The organism is Streptomyces sp. NPDC031064, assembly GCF_055570965.1.
Map to the genome: position 1 here is coordinate 1,274,036 of NZ_JBVIGF010000001.1, position 13,502 is coordinate 1,287,537.

Here is a 13,502-nt window from a genome sequence, read left to right on the forward strand (position 1 = left end):
TGATCACGTGGCCGAGCAGCACACCCCTCGTTCCCTGATCGTCTCCCTGTACGGCGCGTACGGGCGGACGCCCGACAACGCGCCGCTGCCGGTGGCCGAGCTCATCCGGCTGCTGGCGGTGCTGGGCGTGGACGCGCCATCGGTGCGCTCCTCCGTCTCGCGGCTCAAGCGCCGGGGTCTGCTGGAGCCGTGCCGTACGCCGGACGGGGCGGCCGGGTACGCCCTTTCGGACGACGCCCGGCAGCTCCTGGACGACGGCGACCGGCGGATCTACGCGGCGGGCGAGCCGCACGAGGACGACGGCTGGGTCCTCGCCGTCTTCTCGGTGCCCGAGGTGGAACGGCACAAGCGGCACCTGCTGCGCTCGCGCCTGGGCCGCCTCGGCTTCGGCACGGCCGCTCCCGGCGTGTGGATCGCGCCCGCCGCGCTGTACGAGGAGACGCGGCACACCCTCCAGCGGCTCCAGCTCGACCCGTACGTGGACCTCTTCCGCGGCGAGCACCTGGGCTTCGCGCCGACCGCCGAGGCGGTGGGCCGCTGGTGGGACCTGGCCGCGATCGCCAAGCTGTACGAGGAGTTCCTGGACCTCCACGAACCGGTGCTGCGCGCCTGGTCGACCCGCGAACCCTCCCCCGAGGAGGCGTACCGGGACTACCTGCTCGCCCTGGACTCCTGGCGCCGCCTCCCCTACGCCGACCCGGGCCTCCCGGCCGCCCTCCTCCCGGCGGGCTGGCCGGGCGGCCGGGCGGCGGCGGTCTTCGGCGGATTGCACGGGCTGCTGCGGGACACGGGTGAGGAGTTCGTCAGGGGCGGGGAGCCGGCGTCGTCAGGCTGAGGCGCGGCTTGGGCGCGTCCGTGCGGCCCGTGGGGGGTGTGCGGCTGCCCGCGCGGTACGGGGCCGGCCAGGGGGCGGCGGGGCCTTCGTAGCCCTGCTCCGCGGCGGCGTGCAGGGTCCAGTGCGGGTCGTAGAGGTGGGGGCGGGCGAGCGCGCACAGGTCGGCGCGGCCGGCCAGCAGCAGGGAGTTGACGTCGTCCCAGGAGGAGATCGCGCCGACCGCGATGACGGGGACCTTGAGGGCGTTGCGGATCTTGTCGGCGTACGGCGTCTGGTACGAGCGGCCGTACTCGGGGCGCTCGTCGGGGACGACCTGGCCGGTGGAGACGTCGATGGCGTCGGCGCCGTGCTCGGTGAAGGCGCGGGCGATCTCGACGGCCTCCTCGGCGGTGGTGCCGCCGGGCGCCCAGTCGGTGGCGGAGATGCGGACGGTCATGGGCCGCTCGCCGGGCCAGGCGGCCCGTACCGCGTCGAAGACCTCCAGCGGGAAGCGGAGCCGGCCGGCCAGGGAGCCGCCGTAGGCGTCGGTGCGGCGGTTGGTGAGCGGGGAGAGGAAGCCGGACAGCAGGTAACCGTGGGCGCAGTGCAGTTCGAGCAGGTCGAAGCCCGCGCGGGCGGCGCGCCGGGCGGCCGCCGCGAACTGTTCCCTTATGTCGGTGAGCGCGGCCCGGTGCAGCTCGTGCGGCACCTGGTTGACGCCGGGCCGGTAGGGGATCGGGGAGGCGGCGACCAGGGGCCAGTTGCCGGAGTCCAGGGGCTGGTCGATGCCCTCCCACATGAGCTTGGTGGAGCCCTTGCGCCCGGAGTGGCCGAGCTGGACGCCGATGGCGGTGCCCGGTGACTGGTGGTGGACGAAGTCGGTGACGCGGCGCCAGGCGGCGGCCTGGCCGGGGGTCCACAGCCCGGCGCAGCCCGGGGTGATCCGGCCCTCGGGGCTGACGCACACCATCTCGGTCATGACGAGTCCGGCGCCGCCCAGGGCGCGGGCGCCCAGGTGGACGAGGTGGAAGTCGCCGGGCACGCCGTCCACGGCCGAGTACATGTCCATCGGCGAGACGACGACCCGGTTGCGCAGGGTCAGGCCGCGCAGCCGGAACGGGGTGAACATCGGCGGGGTGCCGGGCGGGCAGCCGAAGTCCCGTTCGACGGTGTCGGTGAAGCGCGGGTCGCGCAGCCGCAGGTTGTCGTGCGTGACGCGGCGGCTGCGGGTGAGGAGGTTGAACGCGAACTGCCGGGGCGGCTGGTCCAGGTAGCCGGCGAGGTCCTCGAACCAGCGGAGGCTGGCGGCGGCCGCGCGCTGGGTGGACTCGACGACGGGGCGGCGTTCGGCCTCGTACGCCGCGAGCGCGCTGTCCAGGTCGGGCTGCTCCTGGACGCAGGCGGCGAGCGCGAGGGCGTCCTCGACGGCGAGTTTGGTGCCCGAGCCGATGGAGAAGTGCGCGGTGTGGGCGGCGTCGCCGAGGAGGACGATGTTGCCGTGCGACCAGCGGTCGTTGACGACGGTGCGGAAGGCGGTCCAAGAGCTGGGGGGCCTGGGGGGCGTCCCCCCGGAGGACACAGCGCTGGAGGCGAGCGGCCGGCCCTGGAGGGCGTCGGCGAAGATCTTGGCGCAGCGGGCGATGGACTCCTGCTCGTCCAGCTCGTCGAACCCGGCCGCCCGCCACACCTCCTCGCGCATCTCGACGATGACGGTGGAGGCGTCCGCCGAGAACGGGTAGCCGTGGAGCTGCATCACGCCGTGTTCGGTCTCGGCGATCTCGAAGCGGAACGCGTCGAAGGCGAAGTCGGCGGCGAGCCAGATGTAGCGGCAGCGGTGGGTGGTGAGGTGGGGCCCGAACACGTCGGCGTGCGCCTCGCGGGTCCGACTGTGTACGCCGTCGGCGGCGACGACCAGGTCGTACTCGCAGGCCAGCTCGGCGGCGGGCGGCGCCTCGGTGCGGAAGCGGAGCCGTACGCCGAGTTCGGCGCAGCGCTCGTGGAGGATCTCCAGGAGGCGGCGGCGGCCGAGCGCGGCGAAGCCGTGGCCGCCGGAGGTGAGGGTGCGGCCGCGGTGGACGATGTCGATGTCGTCCCAGCGGACGAACTCCGCCTGGAGGGCGGCGTAGACGGCGGGGTCGGCGTGCTCGATGCCGCCGAGGGTCTCGTCGGAGAGGACGACGCCGAAGCCGAAGGTGTCGTCGGGGGCGTTGCGCTCCCAGACGGTGATGTCACGGGACGGGTCGAGCCGCTTGAGCAGGGCCGCTGCGTACAGCCCGCCGGGCCCGCCGCCGATGACGGCTACGCGCAGCGAACGCGGGGCGCCCATGGCCGGTCACCGCCCCTGCCACTTGGGCGGCCGCTTCTCGGTGAAGGCGGCGTGGAACTCGGCGTAGTCCTCGCCGTTCATGAGCAGGGCCTGGGTGGCGGCGTCCAGTTCGACGGAGGCGGCGAGCGGCATGTCGAGCTCGGCCGTCAGGAGCGCCTTGGTCTGGGCGTACGCGAGGGCGGGGCCGTCGGCGAGGTGCCGGGCGAGCTCGGCGGCGCGGGTGTCGGCGGCGCCCTCCTCGGTCAGCTCGCTGATCAGGCCGATGCGCTCGGCCTCGGGGGCGCGGACGGGGTCGCCGAGCATCAGCAGCCGGGTGGCGTGCCCCAGGCCGACGACGCGCGGGAGCAGGTAGGCGGCGCCCATGTCGCCGCCGGAGAGGCCGACCTTGGTGAAGAGGAACGCGAACCGGGCCGAGGGGTCGGCGATCCGGAAGTCGGCGGCGAGCGCGAGGACGGCACCGGCCCCTGCGGCGACCCCGTGGAGGGCGGCGATCACCGGGAAGGGCGCCTCGCGCAGCGCCCGTACGACCTGGCCGGTCATCCGGTTGAAGTCGAGGAGCTGGGCGGTGTCCATGGCGAGGGTGGCGCCGATGATGTCGTCGACGTCGCCGCCGGAGCAGAAGCCCCGGCCTTCGCCCGCGAGGACGAGGGCGCGCACGGCGCGCTCCCGGGACAGCTCGGCGAGCAGGTCGCGCAGGTCGGCGTAGGCGCCGAAGGTGAGCGCGTTCAGTTTGGCGGGCCGGGCGAGGGTGACGGTGGCGACGCCGTCGTCGATGGCGAGCCGCACGTGCCGCCACTCCTCGGTGCGGGGCGCGGAGCTGGAAAAGGGGCTCATGAGGGTGCGGCCTCCCTGGCGGTCTGCCTGCGTGTGCCGCGTCTGCGCGTGTGCTGCGTTGCCCGCGCAGATGCGTGCCCTTCGAAGCTATCACTTGTACGTGACTTCCGTCACGTAGGCGCGATACGCTGAGCGGTGACCTTGTAACAGCTATCCGTGACCGACCAAGGTCCTGTATCAGTCGCGGCACAGGTCCCCTGTTGGGTGGGCGGGGGCCTCTGGTTCGGCTGAGCCCGCTTCGTATGGTGGACGCCAGACCTCACACGTCTCGTCCGGCTCCTGCGTCACCTCCTTCACTCCCGGCTCTTCCCTGCTCCGGAACGGAACCAGCTCCCCCGACCGGAACCCGCTCCACCGAACGGAACCAGCTCCACCGAACGGACCCCCGCCTTGCCCGACATCTCCGGCCCCTCCTCCTGGCGCATCGCCCTGCCGCACACGACGGCCGCGGTGCCCATCGCGCGCGCCCTGATACGGACGGCGCTCGCGGATCTGGACGCGTCGGCGTACCGGGACACGGCCGAGCTGCTGACGGCCGAGCTCGTGGCGAACGCGGTGGAGCACACCTCCGGCAAGGGCCCGATCGAGCTGGTGGTGCGGCTGCTGCCGAGCGGTTGCCGGGTCGAGGTCCACGACCGCGACCCCGAGCCGCCCGGCGACCTGGCGCCGGAACACGACACCCCACCCGATCCCTGGCAGGAGCACGGGCGCGGCCTGCTGCTGATACGCACGCTCAGCGCGGCGTGCGGTCACCGGCTCACCGACGGCGGCAAGGCCGTCTGGTTCACGCTTCCGGGCCTGGGAGCCCCGTAACCGCGAGGTTCACGCTCCCGGGGCTGGGAGCCCCGTAACCGCGCCGGCACCGACCGCGCTACTCCGTGCCCCCCGGACCGCTCAGCGTGGCGACCATGACGGCCTTGATGGTGTGCATCCGGTTCTCGGCCTCGTCGAAGACCACCGAGTGCTCCGACTCGAAGACCTCGTCGGTGACCTCCAGCTCGGTCAGGCCGTGACGCTCGTGGATCTCCCGGCCGACGGCGGTGCCCAGGTCGTGGAAGGCGGGCAGGCAGTGCAGGAACCTGACCCCCGGGTTCCCGGTCGCCCGCAGCACGTCCATGGTCACCGCGTACGGGGCGAGGGCGGTGATGCGCTCGTCCCAGACCTCCTGGGGCTCGCCCATGGAGACCCACACGTCGGTGGCGACGAAGTCGGCGCCCCGGACGCCTTCGGCGATGTCCTCGGTGAGCGTGACGCGCGCGCCGCTGGTCTCGGCGAGCTCCCGGGCACGGGCGACGACGTCCTCGGCCGGCCAGTACGCCTTGGGCGCCACGATCCGGACGTCCATGCCGAGCAGGGCGCCGGTGACCAGGTAGGAGTTGCCCATGTTGTAGCGGCCGTCGCCGAGGTAGGCGAAGGCGACGCTCTCCAGGGGCTTGTCGGTGTGCTCGGTCATCGTGAGCACGTCGGCGAGCATCTGGGTGGGGTGCCAGTCGTCGGTGAGGCCGTTGTAGACGGGGACGCCCGCGTGGGCGGCGAGCTCCTCGACGGTGGCCTGGGCGTCGCCCCGGAACTCGATCGCGTCGAACATCCGGCCGAGGACCCGGGCGGTGTCCTTGGCGGTCTCCTTCTTGCCGATGTGGGAGCCGGCCGGGTCGATGTAGGTGGTGGACGCCCCCTGGTCGGCCGCCGCGACCTCGAACGCGCAGCGCGTCCGGGTCGACGACTTCTCGAAGATCAGCGCGATGTTCTTGCCACGCAGCCGCTGGACCTCGGTCCCCGCCTTCTTCGCCGCTTTGAGCTCGGCGGCCAGATCGAGCAGGCTGCGGAACTCCTCGGCGGTGAAGTCCAGCTCCTTGAGGAAGTGGCGGCCGGTGAGGTCGGTGGCCATGGGGCGCTCCTGGGTTCCGAAGACGGGGACCATGGAAGTCTATACGAGGTTCCACATTTCTATACGGTCGGGCGGAGGGCGCGTGGCGGCTCGGGCCAGGCCTAGCCGGGGTCCGCGTCCCGTTCGACCGGGCAGCTCATGCAGCGCGGGCCTCCCCTGCCCCGGCCCAGCTCGCTGCCGGGGATCTCGATCACCTCGATGCCCTCCTTGCGCAGGTGCGTGTTGGTGGTGACGTTGCGCTCGTACGCGACGACGACGCCCGGCTCCACCGCCAGGACGTTGCACCCGTCGTCCCACTGCTCGCGCTCCGCCGCGTGCACGTCCTGCGTGGCGGTCAGCACCCGGATCGCGGGCAGGTCCAGCGCCGCGGCGATCGCGCTGTGCATGTGCTGGGGCGGGTGGTCGGTGACCTTCAGCGCGCGGTGGCCGTCGCCCGGCTCGATCGTGTACGAGCGGAGCATGCCGAGCCCGGCGTACTGCGTGAACGTGTCGTGCGCGACCATCGTCATGACCGTGTCCAGGTGCATGAACGCCCGGCTCTTCGGCATGTCCAGCGCCACGATCGTCCGGGCGGAGCCGGCCGCGAACATCCCGCGCGCCAGCATCTCCACCGCCTGGGGGGTGGTGCGCTCGCTCATCCCTATCAGCACGGCGCCGTTGCCGATCACCAGGACGTCACCGCCCTCGATGGTGGACGGGTAGTCGTCCTGGCCCTCCGACCAGTGGTGGAAGGAGCCCGCGTCGGGGCCGGTGAAGAGCGGGTGGTGCTTGTAGATCGCCTCGAAGTGCACCGTCTCGCGCTGCCGGGCGGGCCAGCGCATGGCGTTGATCGAGACGCCGTCGTAGATCCAGGCCGACGTGTCACGGGTGAAGAGGTGGTTCGGCAGCGGCGGCAGCAGGAAGTCGTCCAGGTCCATCACGTGGAAGCGGACGGACGTCGGCTCGGCGTGACCGGCCAGGAAGTCACGTTTCGTCATCCCGCCGATCAGCGCCTCGACGAGCGCGCCGGTCTCCATGCCGTCGAAGACGGCCCTTATGTGGTCCGTGGCGAGCGGACCGTACTCCTTCTCGTCGAAGACCCGGTCCAGGACGAGCTTCCTCGCCGCCGGGATCTCCAGCGCCTCGCGCAGCAGGTCCCCGACGAGGTGCACTTCCACGCCCCGGTCACGCAGCACGTCGGCGAACCCGTCGTGCTCCTGCCGCGCCCGCCGCACCCACAACACGTCGTCGAACAGCAGCGCGTCCTTGTTGCTGGGTGTCAGCCGCTTCAGCTCCAGATCGGGCCGGTGCAGGATGACGCGGCGAAGCCGCCCGGTCTCGGAATCGACATGGAATCCCATGCCTCCATCCTCACCGCGCGGACCCCACTTCACCCAGCTTCCCCGGGAAACCGCCCCCACAACCCGGAGCCCCGCCGGGTCCCCGGCCATATGGGGCCCGGACGGGGACTCGGCCGGGGACTCGGACGGGGCCCCGACCGGGGCTCCCCCGGCGGTCAGAGGCGGGGGTCGACCGGCTCCGACTCCAGGGCCAGGACGGCGAAGACCGCCTCGTGGACGCGCCACAGGGGTTCGCCGTCGGCCATCCGGGCCAGGGCCTCCAGACCGAGGGCGTACTCGCGCAGCGCCAGGGACCGCTTGTGGCCGAGGTGGCGCCCACGCAGCCGGTCCAGGTTCTCCGGACGGGTGTACTCCGGGCCGTAGATGATCCGCAGGTACTCCCGGCCGCGCACCTTGATGCCCGGCTGGACCAGCCGTCCCTTCCCGTCGCGTACGAGCGCCTGGAGCGGCTTGACGACCATGCCCTCGCCGCCCGCGCCGGTCAGTTCCAGCCACCAGTCGGTACCCGCGCGGACCGACGCCTCGTCCGCGGTGTCCACGACGAGCCGGCGCGTGACCTGGAGCAGGCCGGTGGGGTCGTGCTCCACCAGCCGGTCGAGCCACGCGAGCTGCTCGTCGTGCGGGACGCCCGCGAGCGAGCGCCCCTGCCCGGCGAGGATCTGGAACGGCGCGAACCGCACCCCCTCCAGCCCCTCCGTGTCCCAGCAGTAGCGGCGGTACGCCTCGGTGAACGCCGCAGCGTCCGCCGCCCGCTCCCGCTGCCTGCCCAGCAGCCCGGCCACGTCCACGCCCCGGCCCGCCGCGGCCTCCAGGGCCCCCACCGCGCCCGGGAACACCGCGCCGGACGCGGCGCCGACCGCCGCGTACTGGGAGCGCAGCAGACCGGACGCCTTGAGCGACCACGGCATCAGCTCGCCGTCCAGCAGCAGCCAGTCGCCCGCGCCGGAGGCGCTGTCGGACGCTGCCAGCTCGTCCCACAGCCCGGCGGCACCGACGGCCGCGCGCAGCCGGTCGAGAACCTGCTCGGTCATGGCTTCGTCGTTGAAGAACGGCCGCCCGGTACGGGTGTACAGCGCGCCCGTCGGGCCCTCCACCCCGAACCGTTCACGCGCCGCGTCCGCGTCGCGGCACACCAGCACCACCGCCCGCGAACCCATGTGCTTCTCCTCGCACACGACCCGCTCGACGCCGTCGGAGCGGTACTGCGCGAACGCCTCCGCCGGGTGCTCCAGGTAGCCGTCGACGCGCGACGTCGCCGTCGGGGCCATCGTCGGCGGCAGGTACGCCAGCAGCCGCGGGTCGACGGCGAACCGGCTCATGACCTCCAGCGCGGCCGCCGCGTTCTCCTCGCGTACGCCGACGTTGCCCGCGTACCGGGTCTCCACGACCCGCCGCCCGTGCACGTCCGCCAGGTCCAGCGGCCGGCCCTGGTGGCCGCCGGGTGCCTCGGTGGCGAGCGGCTTGACCGGCTCGTACCAGACCTTCTCGGCCGGTACGTCGACCAGTTCGCGCTCCGGCCAGCGCAGCGCGGTCATCCTGCCGCCGAACACCGCGCCCGTGTCGAGGCAGATGGTGTTGTTGATCCATGAGGTGTTGGGCACAGGTGTGTGTCCGTACACCACCGCCGCCCGGCCCCGGTACTCCTCGGCCCACGGGTAGCGCACGGGCAGCCCGAACTCGTCGGTCTCCCCGGTGGTGTCGCCGTACAGCGCGTGCGAGCGCACCCGCCCGGACGTGCGGCCGTGGTACTTCTCCGGCAGCCCGGCGTGGCAGACGACGAGCCTGCCCTCGTCGAGGACGTAGTGGCTGACGAGCCCGTCGATGAACTTCCGCACCTGGATACGGAACTCCTCGCTCTCCCCCTCCAACTGCGCGATCGTCTCGGCGAGCCCGTGCGTCCGCTGCACCTGCCGGCCCTTGAGCCAGCGGCCCAGCTTGTTCTCGTGGTTGCCGGGCACGCACAGCGCGTTGCCCGACGCCACCATGCCCATGACGCGGCGCAGTACGCCGGGGCTGTCCGGGCCCCGGTCGACGAGGTCGCCGACGAAGACGGCCGTACGCCCCTCGGGATGCACACCGCCCTCGTACCCGAGCTTGGCGAGCAGGGTCTCCAGCTCCGAGCTGCACCCGTGGATGTCGCCGATGATGTCGAAGGGCCCGGTGAGGTGACGGAGGTCGTTGAACCGCTTCTCCAGGACGACCTCGGCGGCCTCCGCCTCCTCCACGCTCTTCAGGACGTGCACCTTGCGGAACCCCTCGCGCTCCAGGCCGCGCAGCGAACGGCGCAGCTCGCGGCGGTGGCGCTGGATGACGTGGCGCGGCAGGTGCGCGCGGTCGGGCCGGGCGGCGTTGCGCTCGGCGCAGACGTCCTCGGGCATGTCGAGGACGATGGCGATGGGCAGTACGTCGTGCTCACGGGCCAGCCGCACCAACTGCCGGCGGCTCTCCTGCTGCACGCTGGTCGCGTCCACCACCGTCAGCCGGCCGGCGGCCAGGCGCTTGCCGACGATGTAGTGCAGGACGTCGAAGGCGTCGCCGCTCGCGCTCTGGTCGTTCTCGTCATCGGCGACGAGCCCGCGGCAGAAGTCGGAGGAGACGACCTCGGTGGGCTTGAAGTGCTTGCGGGCGAAGGTCGACTTGCCGGAGCCGGTGGCGCCGATGAGCACGACGAGGGACAGGTCGGTGACCGGCAGCCTGCGGGTGACGCCGGTGGTCGTGGTCTCGGTCATGCGGCCTTCTCTTCCTTCGTGGTCGTCAGGCTGAACACGGCCATCTGCGTGGGCGGCCCGACCTCCGGGTCGTCCGGTCCCACGGGTACGAACTCCACGCCGTACCCGTGCCGTTCGCCCACACCCCGCGCCCAGGCGCGGAACTCCTCACGCGTCCACTCGAACCGGTGGTCGCCGTGGCGGACGTGCCCGGCGGGCAGCGTCTCCCAGCGGACGTTGTACTCGACGTTCGGCGTCGTCACGATCACGGTCGCCGGGCGTGCCGACCCGAACACCGCGTACTCCAGGGCCGGCAGCCGCGGCAGGTCGAGGTGCTCGATGACCTCGCTGAGGACGGCCGCGTCATGGCCCTGGAGCCGCTTGTCGGTGTACGTGAGCGAGCCCTGGATCAGCTTCACGCGGGCGGCCTGCCGCTCCCCCATGCGCTCCAGCCGCAGCCGGCGCGCGGCGACGGTCAGCGCCCTCACCGACACGTCGACGCCCACGACGTCGGTGAACCGCACGTCCTTGAGCAGCGCCTGCACGAGCTGGCCCTGGCCGCAGCCCAGGTCGAGCACCTTGCTCGCACCGGCCGCGCGCAGCGCCGTGAGGATCGCGTCGCGGCGCTGCTCGGCGAGCGGCACCGGCTTGTCCTCGGTGTCGGTGGTCTCGTCGACCGCGTTGTCCACGTCCTCGACGTCCAGGTCGTCGGCCTCGGCGAGCCGTACCAGTTCCAGCCGCTCCATCGCCTGGCGGGTCAGGCCCCAGCGGCGCGACAGGTACCGGCTGGCGATCAGTCGGTGCTCGGGGTGGTCGGCCAGCCAGCCCTCGCCCGCCCGCAGCAGCTTGTCGACCTCGTCGGTCGCCACCCAGTAGTGCTTGGCGTCGTCCAGGACCGGCAGCAGGACGTACAGGTGCCGCAGCGCGTCCGCGAGCCGCAGCTCACCCTCCAGCACGAGCCGTACGTAACGGGAGGCGCCCCACTGCGGGAACCGCTCGTCCAGCGCCACCGGTTCGGCGTCGACCGACGCCCAGCCCAGCGGGCCGAACAGCGCCCGTACGAGATCCGCGCCGCCGCGCGCCGGCAGGGCCGGGATCTCGATCCGCAGCGGCAGCGGCCGGTCCGCCAGCTCGGGCTGCGCGGTGCACACGCCGCGCAGCGCGCTCCGGAAGACGGTGCTCAGCGCCACGGCCAGCAGCGACGAGGCCGCGTACGGCCGGTCGTTGACGTACTGGGCGAGCGCCGCGTCGGGCGCGCCGCTCCGCCCCTTGCCCCTGCCGCGCCGGACCAGCGCGATGGGGTCCACCTCCAGGAGCAGCGCCGCCGTGCAGCGCTCGGCGGACGCCTCCGGGTAGAAGACGTGCGCCTTGCCGTGCGAGGTGGAGAACGCCTGCGCCTTGTCGGGATGCTTGTGCAGCAGGAATCCGAGGTCGGTGGCGGGGCGCTCTGGGGTACCGGTCGTACTGATCGTCAGGAACACGTGTCCGAGTATCGCCCCGCGCGCACCGCCCGACCACGGGTTTTCCCACCCGCCCGGGCGGCCTCAGCTCAACTGGGACATGACCTGGGAGGAGATCAGCTCCAGGTGGTCGAGGTCGTGCAGGTCCAGTACCTGGAGGTAGATCCGGGTGGAGCCGAGCGCCCCGTACCGGCCGATCTTGTCGACGACCTCGGCGGGCGACCCCGCGAGGCCGTTCGCCTTCAGCTCCTCCACCTCCCGTCCGATGGCCGCGGCGCGACGGGCCACCTCGGCGTCGTCCTTGCCCACGCAGGCCACCAGCGCGTTGGAGTACACGAGGTCGTCCGCGCTGCGCCCGGCCTCCTCGGCGGCGGCCCGGACCCGGCCGAACTGCCGCTCGCTGTCCTCCAGGGAGGCGAACGGGATGTTGAACTCGTCGGCGTACCGCGCGGCCAGCCGTGGTGTGCGGGTCGCCCCGTGCCCGCCGATCAGGATGGGCACCTTGGCCTGGGCGGGCTTGGGCAGCGCGGGCGAGTCGGTGAGCTGGTAGTACCTCCCCTCGTACGAGAACCTGCCGCCGGTCTCCGTACCCCACAGGCCGGTGACGATCGCGAGCTGCTCCTCCAGGCGGGCGAACTTCTCCTTGGGGAAGGGGATGCCGTAGGCCTTGTGCTCCTGCTCGAACCAGCCCGCGCCGAGCCCGAGTTCGACCCGGCCGCCGGACATCTGGTCGACCTGCGCGACCTGGATGGCCAGCACGCCCGGCAGCCGGAACGTCCCCGCGGTCATCAGCGTGCCGAGCCGGATGCGCCTGGTCTCCCGGGCGAGCCCGGCCAGCGTGATCCAGGCGTCCGTCGGACCCGGCAGCCCGTCGACCGCTCCCATGTGCAGATAGTGGTCGGACCGGAAGAAGGCGTCGAACCCCAGGTCCTCGGTGGCCTTCGCGACGGTGAGCAGCGTGTCGTAACCAGCGCCCTGCTGGGGCTCGGTGAAGATTCGAAGATCCATGCCTCCATCCTGCTCCATCCCGCACCGTCGAACGACCGTCAACCTCCCCTTCCCCGCCGGGTGAACCTGATCGAACTGGCGCGCCCGGGCGTCCCCGCCAGTGACCCCCGGCCCGTACGCGTCGTTGGCTCGGGCGGAGCCGGACCGCCCGGCCCGCGCGCCGGCGGCGGATGTCGGCGCGTCGTTCTCTCTTGCCGCCCTCCCCCGTCGGGGAGGGCCTGGGCCGAGGAGGCCGCCATGTCCCAGGAAGCCGTGCCCGAGCAGGCCGCGCCGGAGCAGCCGAAGGGTCTGCTGCAGCAGATGGAGGAGTTGATGGCCGCGCTGACCGCCGACCTGTCGCAACTCGACGCCGACCTCCAGTCCTCGGCCGACCGCCTCCCGTCCCCCGACACCGCCCCTCCCACCCCGAACACCGACCCCACCACCCCCTGATCCCACCGCCGCCCGGGCTCCCCGGCCCGGCCCCCGGGCCGGCCGACCCCCGCCCCCGCGCCGGGGCGGGGGGGGGCCAGGCGGGGCCGGGCCGGGTGGGGCCAGGCCGGGACCGGGCCGGGCCCGGGACCGCGCCGAACGGTCGAGACCGTGCCCTGGCACCGGCCCCGGCCGGGGTCAGGCCGGGCCCGCCCAGGAGTCGGCGGGGTCGGGAGGTCTGGCGCGCTCGCGGACGGCGAGGCGGCGGAGCATGACCCGGACGCGGTCGCCCGCCTCGTCCGCGGCGTCGATCGCCTCGACGCACTGCCAGTACAGCCCCTCCTCGTCGGTGGCGCAGGCGACGCCGACGAGCGCGATGCCCACCTCGCCCAGCAGCGCGCCCAGGCTCAGTAACGCCGCACGGACGTCCCCTATCCCCGAGAGCCGCAGCGCCCGTGCCACGTGGTCCGGGCCCGCCCCGCCGCGGCTGCCTATCTCGCTCAGGCCCCGTGCCTCGACTCTCAGCTCCGGCGGGCCCGACAGCGCGAGGTGGCTGCCGATCGCCTGCGCGAGCATTTGTGCCTGCCAGGCCTCCGCCACGATGTCCAGCGCCACCCGGCTGTCCGCCAGGGCGCGCCGACCGGTCGCGATGAGCCGCTCCGCTTCCATGTACGCCGCCCCCGTTCGTACGACTGTCCGCCCATATACTCACT

General features: G+C 73.0%; 11 protein-coding genes. 3 read left to right on the forward strand and 8 right to left on the reverse strand.

The annotated features are described in order from the left end of the window. The first annotated feature begins 7 nt into the window (after window positions 1-7). Window positions 8-835: a PaaX family transcriptional regulator gene (locus ACZ46W_RS05400; RefSeq protein WP_468331620.1), complete on the forward strand. Its 828-nt coding sequence runs from the start codon at window positions 8-10 to the stop codon at window positions 833-835. Here the strand turns inward: ACZ46W_RS05400 and ACZ46W_RS05405 are convergent. Beyond that, window positions 804-3,140, reverse strand: a complete 2,337-nt coding sequence (locus ACZ46W_RS05405) for a bifunctional salicylyl-CoA 5-hydroxylase/oxidoreductase (protein WP_468331623.1) — start codon at window positions 3,138-3,140, stop codon at window positions 804-806. The two genes, ACZ46W_RS05400 and ACZ46W_RS05405, sit on opposite strands and share 32 nt — an antisense overlap. 6 nt (window positions 3,141-3,146) lie before the next feature. Continuing rightward, window positions 3,147-3,974, reverse strand: a complete 828-nt coding sequence (locus ACZ46W_RS05410) for an enoyl-CoA hydratase family protein (protein WP_468331626.1) — start codon at window positions 3,972-3,974, stop codon at window positions 3,147-3,149. 390 nt (window positions 3,975-4,364) lie between these two features. On the opposite strand from ACZ46W_RS05410, the gene ACZ46W_RS05415 reads away from it, so the two are divergent. Continuing rightward, a complete protein-coding gene (locus ACZ46W_RS05415; protein WP_468331629.1) occupies window positions 4,365-4,787 on the forward strand; it encodes an ATP-binding protein in 423 nt (140 codons plus the stop codon). Between the two features lie 58 nt (window positions 4,788-4,845). On the opposite strand, the gene argF is transcribed toward ACZ46W_RS05415, so the two are convergent. From argF to ACZ46W_RS05440, 5 genes are all read right to left on the reverse strand, one after another. After that, window positions 4,846-5,862 carry an ornithine carbamoyltransferase gene (gene argF, locus ACZ46W_RS05420; protein WP_468331632.1) on the reverse strand — a complete coding sequence of 339 codons (1,017 nt, stop codon included), beginning with the start codon at window positions 5,860-5,862 and terminating at the stop codon, window positions 4,846-4,848. Between the two features lie 101 nt (window positions 5,863-5,963). After that, window positions 5,964-7,202, reverse strand: coding sequence for an arginine deiminase (locus ACZ46W_RS05425; RefSeq protein WP_366129818.1), 1,239 nt, complete (start codon window positions 7,200-7,202; stop codon window positions 5,964-5,966). 155 nt (window positions 7,203-7,357) lie between these two features. Continuing rightward, window positions 7,358-9,931: a polynucleotide kinase-phosphatase gene (locus tag ACZ46W_RS05430; RefSeq protein WP_468331635.1), complete on the reverse strand. Its 2,574-nt coding sequence runs from the start codon at window positions 9,929-9,931 to the stop codon at window positions 7,358-7,360. Next, window positions 9,928-11,391, reverse strand: a complete 1,464-nt coding sequence (locus tag ACZ46W_RS05435) for a 3' terminal RNA ribose 2'-O-methyltransferase Hen1 (RefSeq protein ID WP_468331638.1) — start codon at window positions 11,389-11,391, stop codon at window positions 9,928-9,930. Before ACZ46W_RS05435 ends, ACZ46W_RS05430 begins: the two co-directional genes overlap by 4 nt. 63 nt (window positions 11,392-11,454) lie before the next feature. Continuing rightward, window positions 11,455-12,378, reverse strand: coding sequence for an LLM class F420-dependent oxidoreductase (locus tag ACZ46W_RS05440; RefSeq protein ID WP_468331641.1), 924 nt, complete (start codon window positions 12,376-12,378; stop codon window positions 11,455-11,457). Between the two features lie 237 nt (window positions 12,379-12,615). Here ACZ46W_RS05440 and ACZ46W_RS05445 point away from each other — a divergent pair, with 237 nt between their 5' ends. Beyond that, window positions 12,616-12,810, forward strand: coding sequence for a hypothetical protein (locus ACZ46W_RS05445; protein WP_468331644.1), 195 nt, complete (start codon window positions 12,616-12,618; stop codon window positions 12,808-12,810). A gap of 177 nt (window positions 12,811-12,987) precedes the next feature. Here the strand turns inward: ACZ46W_RS05445 and ACZ46W_RS05450 are convergent, their stop codons facing one another. After that, window positions 12,988-13,458, reverse strand: coding sequence for a DUF6099 family protein (locus ACZ46W_RS05450; protein WP_468331647.1), 471 nt, complete (start codon window positions 13,456-13,458; stop codon window positions 12,988-12,990). Window positions 13,459-13,502: the final 44 nt, after the last annotated feature.

What these genes read in the sequence shown, in the direction of transcription:
- ACZ46W_RS05410 (WP_468331626.1), bottom strand. Translation starts at nt 3,974, where the DNA reads ATGAGCCCCTTTTCCAGCTCCGCGCCCCGCACCGAGGAGTGGCGGCAC.
- ACZ46W_RS05445 (WP_468331644.1), top strand. Translation starts at nt 12,616, where the DNA reads ATGTCCCAGGAAGCCGTGCCCGAGCAGGCCGCGCCGGAGCAGCCGAAG.
- argF (WP_468331632.1), bottom strand. Translation starts at nt 5,862, where the DNA reads ATGGCCACCGACCTCACCGGCCGCCACTTCCTCAAGGAGCTGGACTTC.
- ACZ46W_RS05405 (WP_468331623.1), bottom strand. Translation starts at nt 3,140, where the DNA reads ATGGGCGCCCCGCGTTCGCTGCGCGTAGCCGTCATCGGCGGCGGGCCC.
- ACZ46W_RS05440 (WP_468331641.1), bottom strand. Translation starts at nt 12,378, where the DNA reads ATGGATCTTCGAATCTTCACCGAGCCCCAGCAGGGCGCTGGTTACGAC.
- ACZ46W_RS05450 (WP_468331647.1), bottom strand. Translation starts at nt 13,458, where the DNA reads ATGGAAGCGGAGCGGCTCATCGCGACCGGTCGGCGCGCCCTGGCGGAC.
- ACZ46W_RS05425 (WP_366129818.1), bottom strand. Translation starts at nt 7,202, where the DNA reads ATGGGATTCCATGTCGATTCCGAGACCGGGCGGCTTCGCCGCGTCATC.
- ACZ46W_RS05430 (WP_468331635.1), bottom strand. Translation starts at nt 9,931, where the DNA reads ATGACCGAGACCACGACCACCGGCGTCACCCGCAGGCTGCCGGTCACC.